This window comes from Archangium sp., assembly GCF_057119385.1.
Map to the genome: position 1 here is coordinate 62622 of NZ_DBNGVP010000218.1, position 22369 is coordinate 84990.

Here is a 22369-nt window from a genome sequence, read left to right on the forward strand (position 1 = left end):
TGACAGTCGATCTGCTCCTGGTCGCAGTCTCGTGGGCGTCTGGATGCGAGCACGATGCGGGGTGTACTGCCCCCGGTGCTTGCTTGAAGGCCGTTCAACTCCTGATTCCAGAGGGAGGCGTGTTGCCAGGAGTATCCGGCCTGGTTTCTGGGGGCAACTCGTATAACCAGAACAGACTCATTCAACTCGGGCGGCAACTCCTGGGATGGTTCTGCGACCAGAGGTGTCTGGCTACTGCTGCACGCAGCAAGAAGGCCGATGAGTCCCATGAGGGTGACACGGAGCATGGCCCCCTGCGTACCTCACTTCCTGGGCATCCCGTAGAACTTCCGGCCCGGGTTGGCTTCCATCTGAGACGGCCTCTTCCCCGAGCCACCACCCAGCGGCTACCGTGCGGCCCCCGAGCGCGCACAGGCGGGCCCGCTCTCCTTCGATCCCCCATCTCCGCTCCGCCCGCCCGAGGTCCCCCCGTATGTCCCGCGCCACCCCCGACTTCGATCCCTCGACCGTCGACGTGGATGCCTTCCTGGCCGACATCCGCGCCCTGCGCGCCGAGATGGACGCCTCCGTCAGCGAGGCGGATCTCGCCCACCTGCGGAAGATCGAGACCTGGGGCCGCGCCGCCTCCGTGCTCGGCCTGGCCACCTGCTGGGTGATGCCCAACCCGCTGAGCGCCGCCGCCCTGGGGCTCGGCCGCTCCACCCGCTGGCTGCTCATGCACCACGTGGGTCACCGCGGCTACGACCGCGTCCCCGGTGCCCCCGTCGAGCGCACCAGCAAGGGCTTCGCCAAGGGCAACCGCCGCTTCGTCGACTGGCTCGATTGGATCCTCCCCGATGCCTGGGTCTACGAGCACAACGTCCTCCACCACTCGCACACCGGCGAGGACGCGGATCCGGATCTCCTCGAGCGCAACGCCGAGGGCTCCCTCCGCAACCCCCACCGCCCGCTTGCCCTGCGCTACCTCCAGCTCGCCCTGCTCGCCATCACCTGGCGCGCCAGCTACTACGCCCCCGAGACGCTCGCCTCGCTGCGCCGCAAGCACCGCCCCGACGGGCCCCTCACCCGCGAGGAGTGGCGCGAGGTCCTGTTCAGCGGCTACGCCCCCTACATCCTCTGGAACTTCGCCATCCTCCCCGCGCTCTTCCTGCCCCTCGGCGCCTGGGCCGGCTTCAGCGCCCTGTGCAACTCGCTCATGGCCGAGGTCATCACCAACGTGCACACCTTCCTCGTCGTGGGCCCCAACCACACCGGCGAGGACCTCTACCGCTTCGACTCCCAGCCGGAGAACAAGGGCGAGCGCTACCTCCAGCAGGTGATTGGAAGCGCCAACTACCGCACCGGGGGCGATCTCAACGACTACCTCCACCTCTGGCTCAACTACCAGATCGAGCACCACATCTTCCCCGACCTCTCCATGCTCCAGTACCAGCGCATGCAGCCCAAGGTGCGCGCCCTCTGCGAGAAGCACGGCATCCCCTACGTGCAGGAGAGCGTGTGGACGCGCGCGCGGAAGATGGTGGACATCGTCGTGGGCAAGGCCTCCATGCGGCGGCTCTCGCGCCGTGAGACGGCTCCCGCTTCCAGCCCCCTTCCCGAAGTCGCGTGATAGGGTGCTCTCCCGTGCACACCCTCTTCGTCATGATCAAGTGTGAGCTGGGGCAGACCTAACCCTGCCCGGCGTCAAGGACACCTACACCATCACCACCTTCAAGGCCTTCTGAGCCCGGACTCCTGGTGAAACGGGGTGTGTCGGATAGCCCTTTCATTCCAGCGAATCAGGAAAAGTGTGGAAGTGGCTGAAAATATCGTGCATCATGTATCGCCAGTTTGACTGGGGGCCGCCCCCGGGCCCTGGGGGGTAACCAAGGAGGCAGCGCACGTGATCACGCCGACCACCCCCATCCGCTTCATGCTCTACCCGTCGCTCGGCGAGGTGAGGGAGCACGTTCGTGTGGAGCTGTTCGGGCGCGCGCTGGCGGAGCGGCTGGGCCGGCCGGTGCTGGTGGAGCTGGCGCCGACGTACGAGGCGCTGGAGGCGGAGCTGGTGGCGGGCCAGGTGGACATGGCGTGGGCCACGGCCGAGCAGTGTGATGCCTTCGCGCCGAGGGCGAGGGCGGTGCTGCGCGCGGTGCGCTCGGGGAGCTGCCACTACCACTCGGCGCTGGTGTGCCGCGCGGACGAGCCGCTCACGCTGGAGACGCTGCAGGGCAAGCGCGCGGCCTGGGTGGCGCCGCGCTCCACCGGGGGGCACCTGCTGCCGGTGCGCTTCCTGGAGTCGCGGGGGCTGCGCACCCAGGAGCTCTTCTCCCAGCAGCGCTTCTGGGGCACCTACCGCAAGGCGCTCCAGGCGGTGCTCACCGGGGAGGCGGACATGACGGGCGTCTTCTCCAACCACGCGGACGAGCATGCCATCCGCGCGACGCTGGCCTCGTTCATCGGCGCGGAGGAGTCCCGGCTGCTGACGTTCGCCTTCAGCCCGCCCACGCTGGCCGATGGCATCATCCTCACCCGGCGCCTGTCCGAGGTGGACGCCGCCATGCTGGTGTCCGTCCTCTCGCGGATGAACACGGACGGCTCCGGCCTGGAGATGCTGATGGGGCCGTTCGGGGTGGAGGGCTTCGTCCCGCAGCCGGACGGGCGGGAGCAGGCCCCGGCGCCGCGCAGGTCCCGGGGCGCCGAGTACGTGGTGGCGGAGCTGGACGAGGAGGAGCGGTGCCGGCGGCTGTGGTCGCCCACGGGCAGGGCGTTTGGCCGGGACGTGAGCGGTGCCGAGGGGCGCACGCTGACGGAGGTGCTGGGGCACGAGGCGGCCGAGCCGCTGCTGTCGCTGATGCGCGCGGTGCGCCAGGGCGGGACGGACGCCCGGCTGGAGTACCGGCTGGAGGTGGAGGGCGAGACGCGCTGGTACGCGGCGGAGATCACCCCGTGCGCGCCGGTGCCCGGTGAGACGCGGCCGCGCCTGGGGCTGATGGTGCGCGACGTGTCGGGGATGCGCGCGCTGGAGGAGCCGATGTACCGGCTGGCCTCCTTCCCGCTGCTGCACCCCGAGCCGCTGCTGGAGCTGACGCTGGAGGGCGAGCTGCGCTACGCCAACCCCGCCGCGCACAAGGCCTTCCCGGAGATGGTGCAGGAGGGGGGGAAGCACCCGCTGGTGCAGACGGCGCTGCAGTGGGTGTGGCGGGGGGCGCCCGCGGGCGAGCCCGCTCCCACGGTGCAGCTGGAGGGCCGCCACTGGGAGCTGACGGTGGCGCAGCTGAGGGATCCGGCGGGCCTGCGGGTGTTCGCCCGGGACGTGACGCTGCGCAAGCAGATGGAGGCGCGGCTCATCCAGGCGGATCGGCTCTCGGCGCTGGGCTCGTTGGCGGCGGCGGTGGGGCACGAGATGAACAACCCGCTGGCCTTCATGTTGGCCAACCTCTCCTACGCGCGCGAGGAGCTGGAGCGCATGGGCGAGTCGCTGCGCGGCCAGAGCGCGGAGGTGTCGGAGGAGCTGGGCGAGGTGCTGGAGGCCCTGTCCGAGACGGCCGAGGGGGCGCTGCGGCTCAAGCACATCGTGCAGGATCTGCGGACGCTCTCGCGCAAGCCGCCGGAGCACCAGGCGCGGGTGGAGCTGCAGCCGGTGCTGGAGAACGCGCTGAAGCTCATCCGCGGCCAGCTGAGCCAGCGGGCCCGGCTGGAGCGGGACTTCTACGAGCTGCCCGCGGTGGACGCGGACGAGGCGCGGCTCACCCAGCTCTTCCTCAACCTGCTGCTCAACGCGGTGCAGTCGATGAACCCGGCGGACGCCGCGCGCAACGTGCTGCGGGTGGCCGCCTACACCGGCGAGGACGGCGAGGCGGTGGTGGAGGTGCAGGACACGGGCAAGGGCCTGGCGCCCGAGGCGCTCTCGCGCATCTTCGAGCCCTTCGTCGCCACGGTGCCCGGCAGCTCGGGCCTGGGGCTGTCGGTGAGCCACGCCATCGTCTCCAGCCTGGGCGGCACGCTGCGCGCGGAGAGCCGCGAGGGCCGGGGCACCCTCCTCACCGTCACCCTGCCCGCGGCGGCCGAGCTCCCCCAGGCCCGTCCGCAGGTGCGGCGGGCCGCCGGGTAGGGTGTTTCCAGCACCAGGTAGGGCGCGCCCCCCTCCAGCCCGAAGTCCAGCACCGAGACGACGTGCGCGTGGCCGAAGGTGGCCATCAGCCGCGCCTCCTGGGCGAACATCCCCGCATCTTCGAGCCCTTCACGCGCGCGAGCGAGGGGAGCAACGCCCTCAAGGGCGTGGGGCTCGGCCTGTTCATCGTGCACGAGATGGTCGCCGCGCACGGCGGCCACATCGACGTGCGCTCCTCGGCGGAGGCGGGCACGGTGTTCCGGGTGCGGCTCCCCCGGGTGCTCCCCGCCTGAGGCCCGTCCTCAACCCCAGGAGAACGTCACCTCGTTGTCGAGCGGGCCGATCTGCCGCCCGGACACCTGGCCATTCTGGATGCCCAGCGTGCGGAACAGGCCCAGCAGCCCGCCCTCGTGGTTGAGGTAGAGGAGGAAATCGCGCTTCGTGGTGAGCACGCCGCTCCTCGGCCCCGTCCAGTGCACGATCGCCTCGCCGAAGCTCGACGCCGCCCGGTACGCCACCGGCATGTTGTTGAGCAGCTGCCTGGGCCCTTCCTTGGCCAGCAGCATGAAGGCCTTGCCCACCACGGAGCCCAGGAAGCCGGGGGCGATTCCCCTGCCGATGCGCCGGATCGCGTTGTCGAAGCCGCCGTGCTTCTCGCTCAGCAGCCACGCCGCGCTGTACTGCAACCGCAGGTAGTCGCTGACGGGATAGGTGAAGAAGCTCTTGTAGGCCTTCTCCTTGAGCGGCTCCAGGCACCGCTCCACCGCCTCGGCTCCCAGGTCCACGCGCAGCACGTCCAGCGTGGTGTGGAAGGACATCCCCCGCACGGTGTCCGCGGGGGTGGCCAGCGACAGCCGCCGCTTCAGCTCCAGCTCCGTTCCGAGGCCGGACTCAGCACCCGTGGAGGTCTGACCATCAATCATCCGAAGCGGTCTCCCGTCTCTGATATGGACGGAAGAGTGTAGCCTGCCTGGAATGCTCCTGACCATGCCCCCCGTACGAGGCCATGGACACGGATGGTTGGAACTCAACCGAGAACGGCGTCACGGACCTCCTGGAGATCGCCGAACACGTAGCGCCGCCGCTGCCCGTCATGGCCCAGCCACCGTTGGATGAGCACGAGGTAGGCCTTGGCCTCGGGAGGCCGGCCGGGCTGGAGGACGAGCTTGAGGTGGTTGATGCGCCGCAGGAAGACGGGGAGGGCCTTGGGGCCGAGCGAGGCGGAGAGCGCTCGCAGGTTGCCTGGGAGGGCCTCGGGGCGGGAGCGCAGGTGCGTGTGCCCCAGCCACTCCACGAGCGCGTCCCGCTTGGCGCGCAGGCACAGGCCCTGGGTGACGAGCGCGTCCAGCAGCGAGGCCCAGCGCTCGGAGTCGGCCTCGTGGAGGCTGTCGGCGAGGTGACACTCCACGCCCAGCCTGGGCAGTACGGTGGCGCCCACGTCGAGGCTCAGCGCCATGCGCTCCACCCGGCCGGCCACCCGGGCGAGCAGCGCCTCCACCTCGCGGGGGTCTCCCGGCCAGCCGACGCGCAGGAGGTAATAGGGCAGCGTGGAGGGCCCGAGGCCCTGGAGGCACAGCCGTACGCCGTCGAAGCGGCGGGAGAACATGGCGCCCACGGCGGACACGGAGCCCCCGGAGGGCAGGGCCGCCAGACACGCCACCACGCGCTCCCGGACGGCGGGCGCGAGCGGCTCGCCCCACAGCAGCGCCAGGGCTTCCTCCATCGCCTCCAGGCGGCGCCAGGCCCGCCGGTCGTACTCGATGAAGAAAGAGGGGATGGGCACCGGGGGCGGCGTCCCCTCGACGTCGAACTCGAGGAAGACATCCCCGAGCTCCTGCTCCAGCAGGGTGCCCGGGGTGTCCCAGCGCGCGCCGAAGCGGCGCAGGCGCTCCCAGACGGGGTGGGAGAAGAGCGAGGAGGGCAGGGCGGAGCCGGCGTCCACGCGGCCCGCGAGCATGGCGCGGCTGCCATCGCTGGCGAGGAAGCGCACGCCGAAGTCGGCCTGGGCCTCCTCGCGGCCCAGCCGGCACTCGAAGCCGGAGGCGGACACGGGCGGCATCAGGCGGGCGAGCCGCTCCAGATCCGCCAGCGCCGTGGCGGAGATGAGCCGGGGGGAGAGGTGGGGCTCGGCGAGTCTCAGGTACTCATTCAACGCGGTGGACATGGAATCCCCCAGATTCAAAAAAGACAACGGACGGGCGCTCCGGATGCACCCGTCCGTGGTGACGCCAGCTATGCCTTCCTGGTGGGACTACTCCCAGGCCTGCGTGGCGCTCAGCTCCTGCGCGCCGCCGGAGATGAGATCATCCAGCGTCTCGTCGTTGAGCTCGGTGAGGTTGGCATTCTGCTCGGCGATGTTCTCGTTCATCATGGCATTGCCCTCCCTTTGGTGTGGAACCCCAGACAAGACTCATCATCCGCCTGGAGGCTCCCGGCCTCGGGTCATCCCCGCCGCCGGAAGCGATTCGAAATATGGAGAAAGGCATTTCCAAAGTCAAATCAATCGGCGCCAGGGATTGATGTATTTGATTGCGTGTGAAAGATCCACGGGCGCGCGAACGGGGAAGACGGGGGAGGCGTGATGTCAGGGATTGCCGGGCGAGCCGGAGCGCGAGGCGGCGAGAAAGTCCACCAGGGCTGACACCACGGTGGCGGTGGTGAAGAGCCGGTTGCGATCCGTCAGCACGGGCAGGAGCAGACACCCCTCGGGAGCCTCCCAGGGCGCATGCACCTCGGGGCGGGGCATCCGCATGATGGGGACGTTCGCCCAGCTCCCATCCGGTTGCTGGGCCCGCAGCAGCCACTGGAGTCCAGCGTCGAGCGCGGCACCGTGTCGCGGGTGACCCCCATCGAGCAGCAGCACCGGGAGGGAGAGCGCGGTGTGGAAGGCGGCGGCCTCGCTCCCCGTGCCGTTGCCCCAGCCTCCATCGGGTCGCTGCGCACCCAGCAACCATCGGGCGGCGCGCGCCACCGGCCCGGTGTCTCCCAGGAGGAACAGCAGCCGCGCCGCGTGCGCGGTGGTGTACGTGCGGCCGTGCCACCAATAGCCTTCCCAGAAGCCCTCGGGGGACTGGCTGTCGCGCAGCAGGCGGGCGCACGCCTCGAGGACGGAGCGGTGGCGTGGGTCTCCCGCCCTGTGCAGGGCCCCTCCCGCCAGCGCGGTGACACACAGGTGGAGGTCACACCAACTGCTGCCCGGGTAGCTGGCCCAGCCGTTCAGCGAGGGCCGCTCGGCGGGGCGATAGGTGCGGAAGCCGCTCCCGGGCTCATCCCAATAATGAAGCAGCCGCGCACAGGCCTCCCCGAGCGCCGCGTCCCATTCCGGCACGCCCCGCCAGTGGGAGAGGAATCGCACCACGTTGGCGGTGGAGTCCGCGTCCGCGGGTGTCGCCAGGCTGAATCCCCACCCACCCCCGGGGTGCGAATGACTCATCAACCAGTCTCGCGCGGGCTCCAGCGTGGCCGGGCCCGCCCCCGCCCGGGCCAGTGCCTCGCCGACATATGCCGTCACCCATTGCGAGCTGATGACGTCCCGGTCTCCCACCACGAAACGGAAGCGGAAGTCCAACCACCGTCCATCCGCCGTCCGCGCCTTCTCCAGGAAGCGCACGGCCCTCGCGAGTGCCTCGGTGACAGTGGACTTCCCCGTGTCCTCGTGTTCCAGGATTGCTTGCATCGGTCCCTCCCCGTGTGTGCCGCACATGCGAGTCCTTGCATGTGAGGGGCCAGGCCAGGCTTGATATCGCTCGTCCACCCGGGGTGCTGCTGTTTGTCTGGGATTGCGCTGGAGGGCGATGATTCCTCCCGGCGCGAGAGAGGATTCAGCGGGAGGTGCGGGTTTCCGGGAGTCCCCCGAGCCCCCTGTTTCCAGACGCGCGTGGCCATCAAGCTGGCCCGGCGTCACGAGGACGCATTCAGCGGCCGCGCTGCTGGCGCATGGCCTCGTGCCGCTGGCGCATGGCCTCGCGCTCCTGTGTGATGAACGCACGCGCCTGGGTCTTCTGCGCCTCGGTCATCACGGTCTCCGCCTCGTCGTAGGCGCGGGTGTCGTTGTCCCGCATCCCGTCCATGATGGACCGGACCTGTGTCATCCGCTCCTCCATGGCCGCCCTGTCTGGGGCGCCCTCGCCGCCGGGACCACCCGCCGGAGGGGCCATGCCTTCGCCGGGAGGAGGACGCCGGCCCTCCCCGCGAGGCGGGCGCAGCTCCTCCAGCTTCTGCTTCAACGGCGCGTTCTCCTGCTGGAGCTGCTGCTCGCGCTGCTCCAGCCAGGCCACCTGTTCGGTGGACAGGGCCAGCTCGGTGCGGTGCTCGAGCACCACGGCCAGGGAGGACTTCATGACGGGCGGCCCCCGGCGCGCCTCCATGGGCGGGCGCTCGGTGGAGGCGGATTGGGCACCAGCGACGGCGGGAACGGCCAGACACATCCACAGCGGCATCATCTTCCAGGACATGCGATATCTCCTTTTCCCCCAAGGTGCTTCCCGCACGTGTTGGGAAGATGAACGGATTGTTGCGAAACATTTACGGTGTCCTGGAGCCGCCCATGAACCTGTTGCCCTCCGCCTGCCTCGCCGTGTTGCTCGCCCTCTCGCCCGCCGCCCAGGCCGCGCCACCGAAGAAGGCGGCGAAACCCGAGCCGTCCAAGCTGGTGCGCGTGGTGCTCCAGACGGAGAAGGGGGAGATCGAGCTGGAGCTCGACGAGGCCCATGCGCCCCAGACGGTGCGCAACTTCCTCTTCTACGTGGAGGGGGGCTTCTTCGACGGCGGCGTCTTCCACCGCACGGTGAAGCCCGACAACCAGCCGAACAACAAGGTGAAGATCGAGGTCATCCAGGGCGGCATCAACCCCGCCCGCGAGTCCGAGCAGCGCCCGCCGATCGCGCTGGAGCGCACGAGCGTGACGGGGCTCGAGCACAAGGACGGCACGATCTCCATGGCACGCGACACGCCGGACACCGCGGTGTCGGACTTCTTCATCTGCGTCGGCGATCAGCCCGAGCTGGACTTCGGCGGCAAGCGCAACCCGGATGGCCAGGGCTTCGCCGCCTTCGGCCGGGTGGTGAAGGGCATGGACGTGGTCCGCGCCATCCAGCAGGCGCCCGCGGAGGGCCAGAAGCTCACCCCGCCGGTGAAGATCCAGCGCGCCGCGCGTAAACCGTAGGTTGGCATGGCGGCTCTCGAAAGCGGGTGGCTGGCTGAGACAGTGCGACTTCCCTTGATGCGAACGCACCAGAGGCGGTGCTCATCCACATAGAAGAGGCGCAGATTCTGGAGATGACGAACAAATTGCGCGCGGCCCTCATGTTGCCAGAGGGCTTGTCCGGAGGTGCGCCATGAGTCGCTGGCCTCTGTGGGCGGTACTGGCTCCAGGGGAGCCCGCACAGCTGGAGCGCCGTGCCCGCGCCACGCTCGTGTTCGAGGAGGACGAAGAGGACGGGAAAGAACCACCCTTCGAGCTCATCAGGGGCAGTGGTCGCTATCATGCCATCGTGGGCACGGATCCCCTCCACCTGGGTGCGGAGCTGCGAATCGCCAAGGCTCTTTCGCTCGAACTCGATGAGCCTGTGTACTCGGTTGAATGTGCCAAGGAGCCGTGGGCCGTCACGTCGTGGCGTAACGGTGCGCTAGGGGTCGAGGAGGCAAACCCAGAAGCTCTGGCGAAGTCCCTCGGCTGCCCACTACCAGGTAGCACGAAGACTTCGAGCCGAAGCGCAAGGAAGCCGCTTCGGACAGTCGCGCTCATTGAAGGAACTCGCGCAGAGGAGGCGCGGCGCGCGCTAGAGAAGGATTATGGAGAACCACTCCGTCAGGGGCGCTTCCACCTCGCGGACACGCAGCAAGGAACCCTTCTCGCTAGCACGACGGGGGGCATGAGCTTCGCTGACATTGCCGTGTCGGAACGGCTTCCTCATGTAAAGGTGTATGGGGTGACTGCTTCGCCGCGCCTGGACATGTTCTCCGTAACCGTGTTGCGAGCAGGAGACGGCATTGAACGGTTCACACGGCCGCTCCGTCCGGATCCGTGCGTGCCCGAGGTCAGCGAGATCAAGGGCGAGAGTATGCCCGAGCGGATTCTCGCGGCGCTGGGCATCCCAGCCGAGTGGTTCCGGAATGAATGATGGGTTCCGGGCGGCCTCGCCTTAGTCCGCCGAGGCCACGGAGAGGGCCATCAGGTCCTCGGCGCTGCCATTGAAGTAGCTCTGGTCCACCGCTCCGGGGATGCCCGGCACCGAGCCCGTCTCCGAGTACTGCCAGAAGAGCCAGCGCTTCCAGCCCGGTGGCAGCTTGGGCTCCGTCGCGTGGCTCGTGTACTGGGCGAGCCAGAGCGGGTGGTCCACGAAGTAGGGGTGGTCGCAGAAGCTCGTCGTCCACGTCTGGTGGTTCGTGTAGAGCCCCACCGCTGCCCTCCAGCGACAGGAAGTCGGAGGAGAGCCCTCCGGCGAGGCCCACCGGCCCCCACTTCACCACCCGCGCCGAGGCCCCCACGCGCAGCAGGCTCTCGGAACGGAACGAGGTGCCCACGGTGGCCATCCATGACGGGCCCCACTTCGGTCCGCCCGGCGGCCCCTCCAGCGGCGCATTGGCATAGGTGAAGCTCGCATCCACCAGGCGGGCCGCCGCCAGCTCCCGGTATTTTCCCGCGCCATCCGCGGAGACCTCCTGCAACTGGACGCGCTCGGTCATCAGCGAGCCATTCGTCTGCTGCAGCACGGTGCCCTCCACCCGGAAGAGTTGCTGGAGCTGGAGCTCCTCGTCGCCCTGCACCCAGATGTTGGGATCCTTGAGCTGGACGCGGCCTTCCGCGTCCTTGAACTCGTAGGAGATGACCGGGTGGGCCGAGGGGGCCGTGGGCTCGGCCGGCGACGGCGTGGGAGGTGGCTCCTCGCGCGCCGTCTCCGTTCCTCCGTGCTCCCGCTGCTGGAGCTGGAAGGTGGCGTCGGAGAGGCTCTTCACGGCGAGCGCGTGCTCGCGGCGGAACTTCTCGAAGTCCGCGTCCTTCGCCGTGAGCAGGGCCTGGTACTTCTCATCCAGCGAGGCCTGGGTCACCAACCGGGCCCGTGCCGTGCCGAGCTCGGTGTTCAACGCCTGCATCTGCTTCTCGCTCTCGGTGAGCTTCCCCTGGAGCTGGCGCTGGTACTCGTCGTAACGGCGCTCCCAGCCGGCGTCCCGGTAGCGGTGGTAGGCGTACGCCCCGCCCGCCGCGGAGCCGAGGGACACCAGCAGCAACACGAGAGGTCGGGTGGGAATGCGGCGTGGCATGGGTCTCCTCCGAGGGAGGTCGCGCTCCGGCGCACCGCGTCCGTGCGGTGCCGTCAACGCTTGAGACCCATGAGCTTTTTTTCCGGGCAACGCCGCCGGACCGCCGCTCTCCGCATGGATGCCCGGCCGCGGAGGCCGCGTAAGTCTTACTGTCTTCCGGGTCCCGGCGGCTCGCGGCCGCGAGATAAACCCTCGGAATCACAGGCACCTGCCCCGGAGGACCCCCTGGCACGCGGGATGCTCTAGCTCCTGCACGAGAAGTCAGCGGGGCAGGGCGGTGGGGGTGGTCGGGGTCGGTGGGGTGGTGGGGGTTGGGCGGGTAGGACGGGCGGCGGGTTGGGGTTGGTGGGGTGGTTGGGGTGGGGTGGGGCTGAGACAGTACGGGTGGTACGGGGGCAGGGAAGTCTTCGGGGGCAGTGGGGGCAGGGAAAGCACGTCGGGGAGGGGCTGCCGTGGGGGCGGCTCCTCCCCGATTCTTTTTCGGGAGGCGCGCGGCTCGCGCACTACGGGCGGAAGCGGACCACTTCGATCCCCTTGTCCGTCCCCACGGCGAAGCGGCCCCCGGCGGGGTCCAACGCGAGCGGCGGCTGCGGCGGGCGGTTGCGGAGGATGCTGCCGGAGCGCCTCCCCGTGGCGATCCCGGGCCAGCTCTCCAGGAGGCGGCTGGTGGTGAGCTCGACGAGCTTGGGGTGCTCGTAGAATCCCACCGCCGCGTTTCCCACCACCATGAAGGTCCCCAGGGCCTGCGTCACGGGCACCATGGACAGGAAGCGCCGCTCGGTGAGCGAGTACACCCCGAGGCCCACGTCGTCCCCCTCGCCCATCCATTTCATTCCGGAGGGCAGCGCGTCCTCGTCGATGCCGGAGCACGTCATGACGAGCATATCCCCCGCCCCGAAGGCCGCCTCGTGGATCTCCAGGAACGAGTCGTTCGAGACGAAGGAGCGAGGCTGGTCCAACGACTCGGGCTGCTCGAGCGCCCGGGCCACGTCATAGACATACGCCGCGTCCACGGGATGCCAGATCCACCCCGCGCTGAGCAGGTAGCGCCCATCGCGGCTGAACTGGAGCCGGGAGTGGAAGACGTCTGGGGATTCGCTGTCCCGCCGGGTGAGCCGCTCGCCGGTGTCCGCGTCCTCTATCTCCAGGCGGCAATACTCCTCGGGACAGTGGGCCAGGAGCGTGCGGCCATTGGGCAGGGTATGCAGGGCGATGGGATAGATGTAGTCATCCGCGTGGTAGTAGCTGCGGTTGAGCTCGCGCAGCTGCTTCCCGTCCCGGAGCAGGATCGCCTTGGTGCCGAGCTGCTCGTAGATGGCGGCGTACCGGCCGTCCTGGGACGACACCGCCGAGTCGAAGCGGTAGCCATACCGGATGGACGTATCGGTGACGGTTCCGTCCAGCCCGTAGCGGATGCCCCCTTGGACCCAATCGATGAGCGCGTCGCCGCTCCAGCAGAGGGACTCGGGAGTGTAGGGGGCCGTGGGAATGACGAGATGTTCAGCTTTCATGGGGGCCGGGACGAGGGGAGGCCGGGGAGCCTGACACGCGGTGTTGGCCGCTGGAGCAGTTCCCGGCGCAACACCTCGGTTGCCCGCGTCCCGCTGGCGGGCGACGCGAAGCTGCTTCTCCCGGGCGGCCCCCCACCGCGCCGCCCGGGCTGGAGCCGCGGGGCCCGCCTAGAGCACCTTCACCTCGGCCAGGCTGAGGACGCCCGAGCCGTCGAGCTGCACCTTCACGAAGCGGCCGGTCCTCCCCACCGGGAACTCGGTCTGCTGCGGCGCCACGTTCGGGTAGCTGTACGCCTGCCAGGTGCTCCCATCCTCCGAGACCAGGAGCTTGAAGTTGTTCAGCCGGTCGGAGCAGCAGTCGGTGCGGTTGCGGACCACGACCTTGTTGATGAACCGGGAGCTCTGGAGGTCGACCGGCGACGGCGTCGTCCAGTTCGTCGCTCCCCGCGTCCCGTTCCGCATGGAGGAGCCGTGCTCCCTCGGCCGCCTGTCCGACGTTGCGCAGCGAGCTGGCCAGCTGGATGACACATTGACGGCGGCGTCCACCGTCCAGGCCCGCGGCGAGCGCCCGCCGGTACAGTTCGACGGCGCCAGACTCGTCGCCGGTCGAGTCGCGCGCTCCGCCGCGCTCGTGGAGGGCCACGGGGTGGTCCTCGCCGAGCTCGGTAGCGAGTTCATCCATCGCCGCCACGAAGCCCGTTTTGCCGGCTCGCGCGATGTACTCGTCATAGCGGTCCCAGAGCGCCTCGGCGCGGCGCTCCCATTGCTCGAGGTTCGCGGTCATGCGCCGAAGCTACCAGTGCCGGGGCGTGCTCTCATACTCCGAACGGCCCCGCCAGGACCCGGTATGTTCTGGCCCGATTGGAGGATGTAGCCATGCGTTTCCGAGCGTGCATTGCACTGCTGCTCCATGCCTCAGCCTGCGCCACGTCAGCGCCTGGCCCAAGCGAGCCATCGGCCCGGGCCCCGAGGCTCGCCAACCTCCAGCGGGCGGCGACGCTGCCCTGGACGGATGGGGGGCGGTGCGCCGTCCAGGAGGCTTCCGAGCCCTGGCCCGTTTTGGCGGAGCGATGCTTTCATGCCCTCGACCATGACCGGATGGAATTTCACGACACCACGGGACGATGCGCGGTCGCCTCAACGGGTGCCGCTGCCGTGGGCGTCGGACTCTGTGTCTTGGCGGCGCCGGAGCTCGTCGTGGGAGCGGTAATCGTCGCGGGTGTGGTGGTAGTGGGCTTCGTCATCAAGGAGGCCCTGGATGCGTATGCTCTGGATATGGGCCGCCCCGAGGCAAGGCCCGCGCCTGAAACGCGGCCCGTGGCAGAAGCAGCGCCCGCCCCGCGGAAACCCTCGCCGAAAAAAAGGCCCAAGCCGGAGCCAAAGGGGCCAGATTTCCCTCCTCTGGAACCACCCGAGACCTCGGAGCGAGACCGCAGCAGGTGCGAGCCCGATCCAGTGCCGTACCACCTTGGCGGTAATAAACTGCACGACACGTGCGCCGACAGAATTCCGAACAACAGTTTCCCCGGCGGGGATGTGTTCGTGAATGGGAAGAACTTCGACGCGCTGCAACTGGCCACGCGCACGCTGTGGGAGGTCAAGACCGACAACTTCGACAAGTACACGGACGACCTTCGAGAAATCGTGGTCGTGAGTCAGGTGGAAGAGTTGCGGCATGAGCGCGCCCTTGCTCTGGCTTGTGGATTTGACTTCCGGGTAGGCGTGCGGAGCCCCGCGCACAAGGAGGCGCTGGAGTTGGTGGCCCGCGATCTTAACGGGCTCATCGTCGTCATGGAGTGGTGCTGAGATGCCAGCTACACAGAAAAATCAACTTGGCATGATCGTTTACGCGCCCGCACTCGTGGGCAATGATGGCCGCCCTTTGGCCGTTGTTCATGGAATGGAGCGCGCAATCCCCGGCTTGCGCTTGGAGTGGACGATTTCTCGCGAGGGGAAGCGCATCCCAGTGCCGCAGCGCGAGGCATTTCTCGCCCGAGGAAGGCCCAACGGGCGTGGATTTCCGCTCCTCCGCAACGGGGATGATGACTTCCGGGTGACGGTGACTGGATTGGAAATACCGGCAGACAGCTCGCCGGGTGGTCAGGCCCAGCTTGATATTCATGCGGTGTTGCCTCTGACCGTAGACGGCATCGCAGCGGCAGAGAAGGTGCTGGAAGCCATAGCGGAGGGCGCTCGCGCGTTCTGGGGGCACGCAACGCCCTTCAGCGCAGGGGTGGACATCGCGCGCCAGACGAAGAATCGGCCAGACGACCTGGAGCCTCCACCCCGAGGGCTGCCGGTGATCAAGTCCCCTGGTGCCATGCGCTCGCCTGAGATTCCGCATCACCTCGGGTGGGTGAACTACTGGTCGCCCGCTGCCGCAGAAGCCATCGGCTTTCCGGACCCCGCCCGCGACGCGGAACTGCTGTCACGCTCATGGCGTACCGCGACGGGCGGGTGGGTCGTCAAACTGACCGAGGCGCCGCTCGACCTGGACAACCCCCCCCACCTGGACGTGCTCAAACGGGCTTACGAGCGCTTTCCGGAGATCGGCGGGCGCTCGGCCCCTTGAGGCTCGGCACGGCTCATGTACTGGCCCGGGTTGGTTCCAACGGGCTCTCGCGTAATCACATGAGCCGGAGGGCGTACCGGCTCCGCGCTTGCGTGAGCGTCTCCGCGTCCAGCAGCACCGCCGTCTTCTCCTGCGTGGAGAGAGGCTCTGGCGTTCCCTCCAGCAGCTTGCGGCGGGCCGATGCGAGCGCGGGCGGCTCCACACCCGTGCCCGGCAGTGACTCCAGGAGTGCCAGGTGCAGAGCATGGGCACGTGGATCCGTCAGCACCCGTTCCAGTGACGTCGTTGTGCTGCGCGGTGGGGTGGAGCACCTGGCCCGTCGAGGTGGTGACGACCGCCTCCACCGGGCCCGTGCCCTCGCCGCCGCCGCGCGAGAACTCGAGGACGAAGCGCCGGGCCCCGGGGGTGCTGCCCGCCGCCTCGCGCGTGGCGGTGGTGTGGGCCAGCGGGGAGCGCTCGGGCGGAGTGCTGCCCCAGTGCAGCCGCCAGCCCAGGCGCAGCCCGGTGCCGGGCGTGAAGGGAGCCTCGGGCACCCAGTAGGCCACGATGTTGTCGTGCATCTCCTGCGGGGTGGGAATCTCCACCAGCTGCACCGTGACCCGGCCCCAGTCGCCCACCGGCTCCACCCAGACACCGGGCCGCTTGTCGTAGCGCGCCTCGAGGTCCTCGTAGCTGGTGAAGGCCTGGTCCCGCTGCAACAGGCCGAAGGTGCGCGGGCCGTCCACCTGGAAGCTGGAGACGCTCAGGCACCTGGCAGCCCTCGTGCCATTCACGGCGAGCGCACGGCACCGGGTGGCTCAAATGAATTCGAGGGGTTGGCGTGGAGCCGCCGCGAGGAGCGGGAAGGAGGAGGGCGCGGCGGTGTGGAGCAGACGAACAGCCAGGGGCAAGGCGCTGTCCGTCTGGTCCACAGCCACCATGCCTGGTGGCACTCCGAGCGAGCGGGCCCAGAGGAATTGCCGACGTCCGAGACGAGACGCACCGTCGGGGGAGACAGAGGCTCGTGCAAGCGGAGGCTTCGGTGGCGGGCATCAACTCGTCGATGGGTGGTCACCCCTCCCAGGTGACGCTCAAGACAGCCTTCACCGTGTGCTTCGCCGTATTCGCGGTGGTGGCGCTGGCGGTGCTGCTCGTGAAGGCGCAGGTGGCGATCATCCTCACCGGCATCGCCGCCCTCATCGCCATCGCGCTCAATCACCTGGTGGTGGTGTTGATGCGGACCCGGCTCTCGCGAGGGGTCGCCATCGGGCTGGTGCTCGCCGTGCTGCTGAGCGCCGCGACGACGGTGGCCCTGCTGGTGATTCCCTCCGCGGTGAGCCAGGGACAGTCCCTGGTCGAGCAGGCGCCCGCGCTCGTCGATCAGATCCTCGCCTCGCGCTTCTTCCACCGGCTCGACGCGCGCTTCCACGTTCTGGAGCACCTCCGGAAACAAGGCGGGGACACCACGAAGCTGGCCTCGGGCGCGCTGCCGCCACTGCTGCACGCCGTCACCGGGGTGTTCAGCCTGGTGGGCGCGCTCATCACCATCCTCTTCCTGGTGGTGTTCATGCTCATCTTCGGGCCCGGGGTCATCCAGCGGGCGCTCTCCCTGACGCTGCCCGAGCGCCGGGAGCGCTACGAGCGCGTCCTGGGCAAGGTGTACACCGCGACGGGGGGCTACCTGGCCGGGCTCACCCTCATCTGCACCATCAACGCCACCCTCACCACCACCTTCCTGGCCATCATCGGGGTGCCCTTCTTCCTGCCGCTGGGCATCGCGAGTGGCTTCTCCAGCATGGTGCCGTACGCGGGGCCCATCGTGGCCGGTGGCACCATCACGCTGCTGACGCTCGCCACGGGCGGCTCCTGGAAGGCGCTTGCGGCGTTCATCTACTTCATCCTCTACGGGCAGCTCGAGGGCAACGTGCTGGCCCCGCTCGTCTTCAAGCGCACGGTGCACATCAACCCGCTGATCACCCTGTTGGCGGTGGTCTGCTTCGTGGAGATGGCGGGCATCGTCGGCGCGCTGCTGGCGGTGCCCGTGGTGGCGGCCGCGCAGATCATCGCGCGCGAGCTGCTGCGCATCCGTCAGGAGCGGCTCAGCGCCCGGGTCCAGCCGCCCTGAGTGTCCGGCAGGTAGCCCTCACACCGTCACGCCCGCACCAGGTCCAGAGGCGATCCGTTCTCCAATGGGCAGCACCAGGATGAACACGAGGTGAAGTGCTCGCCTCGCGGTGCGCCGGTGTTTACCCCGGAGGGCTCCTAGGAGGAGTGCCTGTGGACAAGAAGACCCCGGAGACGGTGAACATCAACGAGCGCAGCAAGGATCTGGAGCTGGAGCGGAACCGCTCGAATCCCTCGGGCCAGCGGATGACGACGGGGCAGGGCGTTCCCGTCGAGGACACGGACAACTCCCTGAAGATCGGGGCGCGGGGTCCCACGCTGCTGGAGGACTTCCACCTCCGTGAGAAGATCATGCGCTTCGATCACGAGCGCATCCCGGAGCGGGTGGTGCACGCGCGAGGCTCGGGCGCGCACGGCTACTTCCAGGTCTACGAGTCCCTGGCCGAGTACACCAAGGCCAAGGTCTTCCAGGACCCTTCCAAGAAGACGCCCGTCTTCGTGCGCTTCTCCACCGTGGCGGGCTCTCGCGGCTCGGCGGACACGGCGCGTGACGTACGCGGCTTCGCCGTGAAGTTCTACACGGAGGAGGGCAACTGGGATCTGGTGGGCAACAACATGCCCGTCTTCTTCATCCAGGACGGCATCAAGTTCCCGGATGTGGTGCACGCGGCCAAGCCCGAGCCGCACCACGAGATTCCCCAGGCCTCCACGGCGCATGACTCCTTCTGGGACTTCATCTCGCTCGTGCCGGAGTCGGCGCACATGATCATGTGGATCATGTCCGACCGGGCCATTCCCCGCAGCTTCCGGATGATGGAGGGCTTCGGGGTCCACACGTTCCGCCTGGTCAACGCGAAGGGCGTGTCGCGCTTCGTGAAGTTCCACTGGAAGCCGGTGCTCGGCGTGCACTCGCTCGTGTGGGACGAGGCGCAGAAGCTCGCGGGCAAGGATCCGGACTACCACCGCCGGGATCTCTGGGAGGCCATCGAGAAGGGGAACTTCCCCGAGTGGGAGCTGGGCCTGCAGATCATCGAGGAGAAGGACGCGGACAAGCTGGGCATCGATCTGCTGGATGCGACGAAGATCATCCCGGAGGAAGTCGTCCCGGTGCGCCGCGTGGGCAAGCTGGTGCTCAACCGCAATCCGACGAACTTCTTCGCGGAGACGGAGCAGGTGGCGTTCTGCACCTCGCACGTCGTGCCGGGCATCGACTTCACGGATGACCCGCTGCTGCAGGCGCGCAACTTCTCGTACCTGGACACGCAGCTCACGCGGTTGGGCGGGCCGAACTTCACGGAGATTCCCATCAACCGGCCGCTCGCGCCGGTGCACAACTTCCACCAGGACGGCTTCCACCGGCAGACGGTGGACGTGGGCCGGGCCAACTACTTCCCCAACTCGCTGGGAGGCGGCTGCCCGTTCATGGCCGCGGCGGAGCAGGGGGGCTACCGGCACTTCCCGGAGAAGGTGGCGGGCGAGAAGGTGCGCCAGCGCGCGGAGAGCTTCCAGGACCACTTCAGCCAGGCGGGCCTGTTCTTCCGCAGCATGTCCAAGCCCGAGCGCGAGCACATCATCATGGCGCTCCAGTTCGAGTTGGGGAAGGTCGAGCGGGAGGAGGTGCGCACGCGCGTCGTGGAGCGGATCCTCGCGAAGATCGACGCGGAGCTCGTCACGGAGGTGGCGCAGGGCCTGGGGATGACGGTGCCCGCGATGACGGCGGTGAAGGGCAAGCTCGAGAAGGTGGTGGACACGCTGGGGCTGCCGAGGGTGGACAAGTCGCCCGCGCTGAGCCAGGAGAACCAGAAGAAGGACTCCATCAAGACGCGGCGCATCGGCGTGCTCCTGGGGGACGGCTTCGACGCGGCGGATCTCCAGGCCACGAAGGCGGCCATCGAGCAGGCGGGCGGCGAGGTGATCCTCATCTCCCGGCGCCTGGGCATGGTGAAGGGCTCGGACGGGCAGTCGGTCAAGGTGCACAAGAGCGCGCTCACCACGGGCTCGTTCGAGTACGACGCCGTCTTCGTGCCCGGAGGCAAGGCGAGCGTGGCCGTGCTCGAGAAGGACGGAGACTCGGTGCACTTCATCCAGGAGGCCTACCGTCACTGCAAGCCCATCGGCGTGACGAAGGAGGCCACGGAGCTGCTGGAGGAAGCGGATGTGTCCACCCCGGCGCCAGGCGTCGTCGTGGGTGAGGCGGGCGGCCAGGACTTCCCCGCGAAGTTCATCGCGGCCATCGCGCAGCACCGGTTCTGGGCCCGGCACGACAAGGATCTGATCTCGGGCTGAGAGGTGCAGCCGCTCCTCCTGTGGACAAAAAAAGCCCCGGCTCGCCTGATGGCGGCCGGGGCCCTTGCTACCTCACCGCGAGAGCGGAGCTCTAGTAGCGGTAGTGGTCGTTCTTGTAGGGGCCCTGCTTGGTGACGCCGATGTACTTCGCCTGCGCGTCGGTGAGTTCGGTGAGCTCCGCGCCCAGCTTGGTGAGCTGGAGGCGGGCCACCTTCTCATCCAGGTGCCGCGGCAGCATGTACACGCCCGGCGCGTACTTGCCCGGGTTGGTGAAGATCTCCACCTGCGCCAGCACCTGGTTGGCGAAGGACGAGCTCATCACGTAGCTGGGGTGGCCGGTGCCGCAGCCCAGGTTCACCAGACGCCCCTCGGCCAGCAGGATGATGCGCTTGTTGTCCGGGAAGATGATGTGGTCCACCTGCGGCTTGATGTTGTCCCACTTGTACTGCTTGAGGCTCGCCACATCGATCTCGTTGTCGAAGTGGCCGATGTTGCACACGATCGCGTTGTTCTTCATCCGCTTCATGTGATCGTGGGTGATGACCTGGTAGTTGCCCGTGGCCGTCACGAAGATGTCGGCCTTGTCCGCCGCGTACTCCATGGTGACGACGCGGTAGCCCTCCATCGCGGCCTGGAGCGCGCAGATGGGATCGATCTCGGTGACCCACACCTGGGCCTGCAGACCGCGCAGCGCCTGGGCCGAGCCCTTGCCCACCTCACCGTAGCCGCACACCACGGCCACCTTGCCGGCGATCATCACGTCCGTGGCGCGCTTGATGGCGTCCACCAGGGACTCGCGGCAGCCGTAGATGTTGTCGAACTTGGACTTGGTGACCGAGTCGTTGACGTTGATGGCGGGGAACTTGAGCTTGCCCTCCTTGGCCATCTGGTACAGGCGGTGCACGCCCGTGGTGGTCTCCTCGGTGACGCCCTGGATGTTCTTGAGGATCTTCGAGTACCAGCCCGGCCTGGCCGCCAGCTGCTTCTTGATGGAGGCGAAGAGGATGGTCTCCTCCTCGCTGCCCGGGTTGTTGAGGACGGAGGCATCCGTCTCGGCGCGGGTGCCCAGGTGGATGAGCAGCGTGGCGTCGCCGCCGTCATCGAGGATCATGTTGGGGGTGCCACCGTCGGCCCAGTCGAAGATGCGGTGGGTGAACTCCCAGTACTCCTCGAGCGACTCGCCCTTGTAGGCGAACACGGGGGTGCCACCGGCGGCGATGGCGGCCGCGGCGTGGTCCTGCGTGGAGAAGATGTTGCAGGACGCCCAGCGGACCTCGGCCCCGAGGGACTCGAGGGTCTGGATGAGCACCGCGGTCTGGATCGTCATGTGGAGCGAGCCAGCGATGCGGGCGCCCTTGAGGGGCTGGGCCTTCTTGAACTCGTCGCGGATGGCCATGAGACCGGGCATCTCGGTCTCGGCGATCGCGATCTCCTTGCGGCCCCAGTCGGCCAGCTTGATGTCGGCGATGCGGTAGTCGGTGAACTTGGACAGATCGGTGACAGCCCTCATGCGGTGCTCCTCGGCGAGGGCTGGATGTGGGCGACGGAACCTGCTCGCCTCCCGGGCATCCAGCCACGAGTCAGCGAGCGCCGTTGCACGAACCTGAGCCTGGCGGGGAGGACCCCCCGTTGCAGCGCTCCTCAGGGTGCGCGGAACCTACAACAAGCGGGGCCCTTGTCGCCACAGAAGTGAACCCCCCGAGGAGCCCGGCGAGGGGGTGGGTGTGGGGCCGGAGACCGGACTTCCTCCGGGAGGGCTTCTTCGTCACCGTGAGTGGACCCGTCAACACGGCCTCGGCGACGGGGCTGGTGGGCATGCCGATGGCACCGGCGTACGTGGCGGCGGCGGATGGGGCAGCCGGAGGAGATCGGTGAGGCCCTGGTGTGGCTGAGCTCGAGCGCGGCGTCCTTCATCACGGGTGCCGCGCTTCCGGTGGACGGGGGCATCGTCGCGCAGTAGCCCCGGGAGGCCGCTGGTGATGATGGGTTCTTCGATTCCCGGCCCAATGCTCCCGGAGAATGGGTGCCCCTCGGCATCGGCGAGGGAAGGAGGGACCTGCCGTTTCAGACGTTCATGCTGTGAGCGTTACCCGGGCTCCCGGCTCCAGGTGCGGTAGTGCTCCGGTGGAGCAGCACCCGCTGGTTGGACTCGCTGAGCTGGAGAAGCTCACGGACCTCCTCCGCCTCCAGCCCCTCCACGTCTCGCAGCGTCACCACCGCACGCTGGTTGGCTGGCAACTGGGGGCACTCAAGGGGAACATCAGCAACCAGAATTCTGGTTCCTCTTCCGGCCAGAGCGCCTCGTGATCGACGAGAAGGTGGACGAGCCGCTCTCATTCGAGCTTCGGGCAGCCCCTCGGCGAGCAGTCTGACCCTCACATTCCACACGCAGCCTCTCTTCCTGAACAGAACACCACAGCAAGGAGAGGCTGAACGTGGATGTCGCAATCTATTGGAGTGACGTCGTCGACGACTTGAATGCCCGTGATCACTCCGGGACTCCCATCCTGGCGGATCAGGCGGGGCCGACTCGGACCGCAC

Annotated in this window: 20 protein-coding genes, 1 pseudogene and 1 riboswitch; of the genes and pseudogenes, 10 read left to right on the forward strand and 11 right to left on the reverse strand. The window is 68.5% G+C overall.

What is annotated here, in order from left to right; translation table 11 throughout:
- Positions 1 to 472 precede the first annotated feature (472 nt).
- From AC16DP_RS49500 to AC16DP_RS49510, 3 genes are all read left to right on the forward strand, one after another.
- Positions 473 to 1609, forward strand: coding sequence for a fatty acid desaturase family protein (locus AC16DP_RS49500; RefSeq protein ID WP_329729910.1), 1137 nt, complete (start codon positions 473 to 475; stop codon positions 1607 to 1609).
- A 273-nt stretch (positions 1610 to 1882) separates the two neighbouring features.
- Positions 1883 to 4093: a PhnD/SsuA/transferrin family substrate-binding protein gene (locus AC16DP_RS49505; protein ID WP_329729911.1), complete on the forward strand. Its 2211-nt coding sequence runs from the start codon at positions 1883 to 1885 to the stop codon at positions 4091 to 4093.
- 62 nt (positions 4094 to 4155) lie between these two features.
- Positions 4156 to 4386 (forward strand): sensor histidine kinase, encoded by a 231-nt coding sequence (locus AC16DP_RS49510; RefSeq protein ID WP_329729912.1) that lies wholly within the window; start codon positions 4156 to 4158, stop codon positions 4384 to 4386.
- Positions 4387 to 4395: 9 nt separating this feature from the next.
- Here the strand turns inward: AC16DP_RS49510 and AC16DP_RS49515 are convergent, their stop codons facing one another.
- From AC16DP_RS49515 to AC16DP_RS49530, 4 genes are all read right to left on the reverse strand, one after another.
- Entirely contained in the window at positions 4396 to 5016 is a 621-nt protein-coding gene (locus AC16DP_RS49515) for a TIGR02265 family protein (RefSeq protein WP_329729913.1), read from the reverse strand.
- Between the two features lie 104 nt (positions 5017 to 5120).
- Positions 5121 to 6257, reverse strand: a complete 1137-nt coding sequence (locus tag AC16DP_RS49520; protein ID WP_329729914.1) for a hypothetical protein — start codon at positions 6255 to 6257, stop codon at positions 5121 to 5123.
- Between the two features lie 420 nt (positions 6258 to 6677).
- A complete protein-coding gene (locus AC16DP_RS49525) occupies positions 6678 to 7769 on the reverse strand; it encodes a prenyltransferase/squalene oxidase repeat-containing protein (protein WP_329729915.1) in 1092 nt (363 codons plus the stop codon).
- Between the two features lie 238 nt (positions 7770 to 8007).
- Positions 8008 to 8547: a hypothetical protein gene (locus tag AC16DP_RS49530; protein ID WP_329729916.1), complete on the reverse strand. Its 540-nt coding sequence runs from the start codon at positions 8545 to 8547 to the stop codon at positions 8008 to 8010.
- Positions 8548 to 8639: 92 nt separating this feature from the next.
- Here AC16DP_RS49530 and AC16DP_RS49535 point away from each other — a divergent pair, with 92 nt between their 5' ends.
- Together AC16DP_RS49535 and AC16DP_RS49540 are read left to right on the forward strand one after the other, a co-directional pair.
- A complete protein-coding gene (locus AC16DP_RS49535) occupies positions 8640 to 9257 on the forward strand; it encodes a peptidylprolyl isomerase (RefSeq protein WP_329729917.1) in 618 nt (205 codons plus the stop codon).
- 172 nt (positions 9258 to 9429) lie between these two features.
- Positions 9430 to 10215, forward strand: a complete 786-nt coding sequence (locus AC16DP_RS49540) for a hypothetical protein (RefSeq protein ID WP_329729918.1) — start codon at positions 9430 to 9432, stop codon at positions 10213 to 10215.
- Here the strand turns inward: AC16DP_RS49540 and AC16DP_RS49545 are convergent.
- The 4 genes and pseudogenes from AC16DP_RS49545 to AC16DP_RS49560 all read right to left on the reverse strand — a co-directional run.
- Positions 10142 to 11356 (reverse strand): hypothetical protein, encoded by a 1215-nt coding sequence (locus AC16DP_RS49545; RefSeq protein WP_329729919.1) that lies wholly within the window; start codon positions 11354 to 11356, stop codon positions 10142 to 10144. The two genes, AC16DP_RS49540 and AC16DP_RS49545, sit on opposite strands and share 74 nt — an antisense overlap.
- A gap of 503 nt (positions 11357 to 11859) precedes the next feature.
- Complete coding sequence (locus AC16DP_RS49550; RefSeq protein ID WP_329729920.1) at positions 11860 to 12867, reverse strand: hypothetical protein; 1008 nt, start codon at positions 12865 to 12867, stop codon at positions 11860 to 11862.
- Positions 12868 to 13035: 168 nt separating this feature from the next.
- Complete coding sequence (locus tag AC16DP_RS49555; RefSeq protein WP_329729921.1) at positions 13036 to 13329, reverse strand: discoidin domain-containing protein; 294 nt, start codon at positions 13327 to 13329, stop codon at positions 13036 to 13038.
- A gap of 10 nt (positions 13330 to 13339) precedes the next feature.
- A pseudogene (locus AC16DP_RS49560) lies at positions 13340 to 13651 on the reverse strand (tetratricopeptide repeat protein); the annotation flags it as partial.
- A 314-nt stretch (positions 13652 to 13965) separates the two neighbouring features.
- Here AC16DP_RS49560 and AC16DP_RS49565 point away from each other — a divergent pair.
- A complete protein-coding gene (locus tag AC16DP_RS49565) occupies positions 13966 to 14673 on the forward strand; it encodes a DUF6310 domain-containing protein (RefSeq protein WP_329729922.1) in 708 nt (235 codons plus the stop codon).
- Position 14674: 1 nt separating this feature from the next.
- Positions 14675 to 15439: a DUF5953 family protein gene (locus AC16DP_RS49570; protein WP_329729923.1), complete on the forward strand. Its 765-nt coding sequence runs from the start codon at positions 14675 to 14677 to the stop codon at positions 15437 to 15439.
- Here the strand turns inward: AC16DP_RS49570 and AC16DP_RS49575 are convergent.
- Positions 15397 to 16212 carry a glucan biosynthesis protein gene (locus AC16DP_RS49575; RefSeq protein WP_329729924.1) on the reverse strand — a complete coding sequence of 272 codons (816 nt, stop codon included), beginning with the start codon at positions 16210 to 16212 and terminating at the stop codon, positions 15397 to 15399. The two genes, AC16DP_RS49570 and AC16DP_RS49575, sit on opposite strands and share 43 nt — an antisense overlap.
- A 230-nt stretch (positions 16213 to 16442) precedes the next feature.
- On the opposite strand from AC16DP_RS49575, the gene AC16DP_RS49580 reads away from it, so the two are divergent.
- Positions 16443 to 17543, forward strand: coding sequence for an AI-2E family transporter (locus AC16DP_RS49580; protein ID WP_329729925.1), 1101 nt, complete (start codon positions 16443 to 16445; stop codon positions 17541 to 17543).
- 152 nt (positions 17544 to 17695) lie between these two features.
- Positions 17696 to 19828, forward strand: coding sequence for a catalase (locus AC16DP_RS49585; protein ID WP_329729926.1), 2133 nt, complete (start codon positions 17696 to 17698; stop codon positions 19826 to 19828).
- A 91-nt stretch (positions 19829 to 19919) separates the two neighbouring features.
- On the opposite strand, the gene ahcY is transcribed toward AC16DP_RS49585, so the two are convergent.
- A complete protein-coding gene (gene ahcY, locus AC16DP_RS49590) occupies positions 19920 to 21338 on the reverse strand; it encodes an adenosylhomocysteinase (protein ID WP_329729927.1) in 1419 nt (472 codons plus the stop codon).
- Positions 21339 to 21406: 68 nt separating this feature from the next.
- A riboswitch (S-adenosyl-L-homocysteine riboswitch) is annotated at positions 21407 to 21477 on the reverse strand.
- Positions 21478 to 21602: 125 nt separating this feature from the next.
- Between ahcY and AC16DP_RS49595 the strand changes: the two genes are divergently transcribed.
- Positions 21603 to 21788 (forward strand): SDR family oxidoreductase, encoded by a 186-nt coding sequence (locus AC16DP_RS49595; protein ID WP_414640735.1) that lies wholly within the window; start codon positions 21603 to 21605, stop codon positions 21786 to 21788.
- A 104-nt stretch (positions 21789 to 21892) separates the two neighbouring features.
- On the opposite strand, the gene AC16DP_RS49600 is transcribed toward AC16DP_RS49595, so the two are convergent.
- Positions 21893 to 22165 (reverse strand): RNA polymerase sigma factor, encoded by a 273-nt coding sequence (locus AC16DP_RS49600; protein ID WP_329729932.1) that lies wholly within the window; start codon positions 22163 to 22165, stop codon positions 21893 to 21895.
- Positions 22166 to 22369 lie beyond the last annotated feature (204 nt).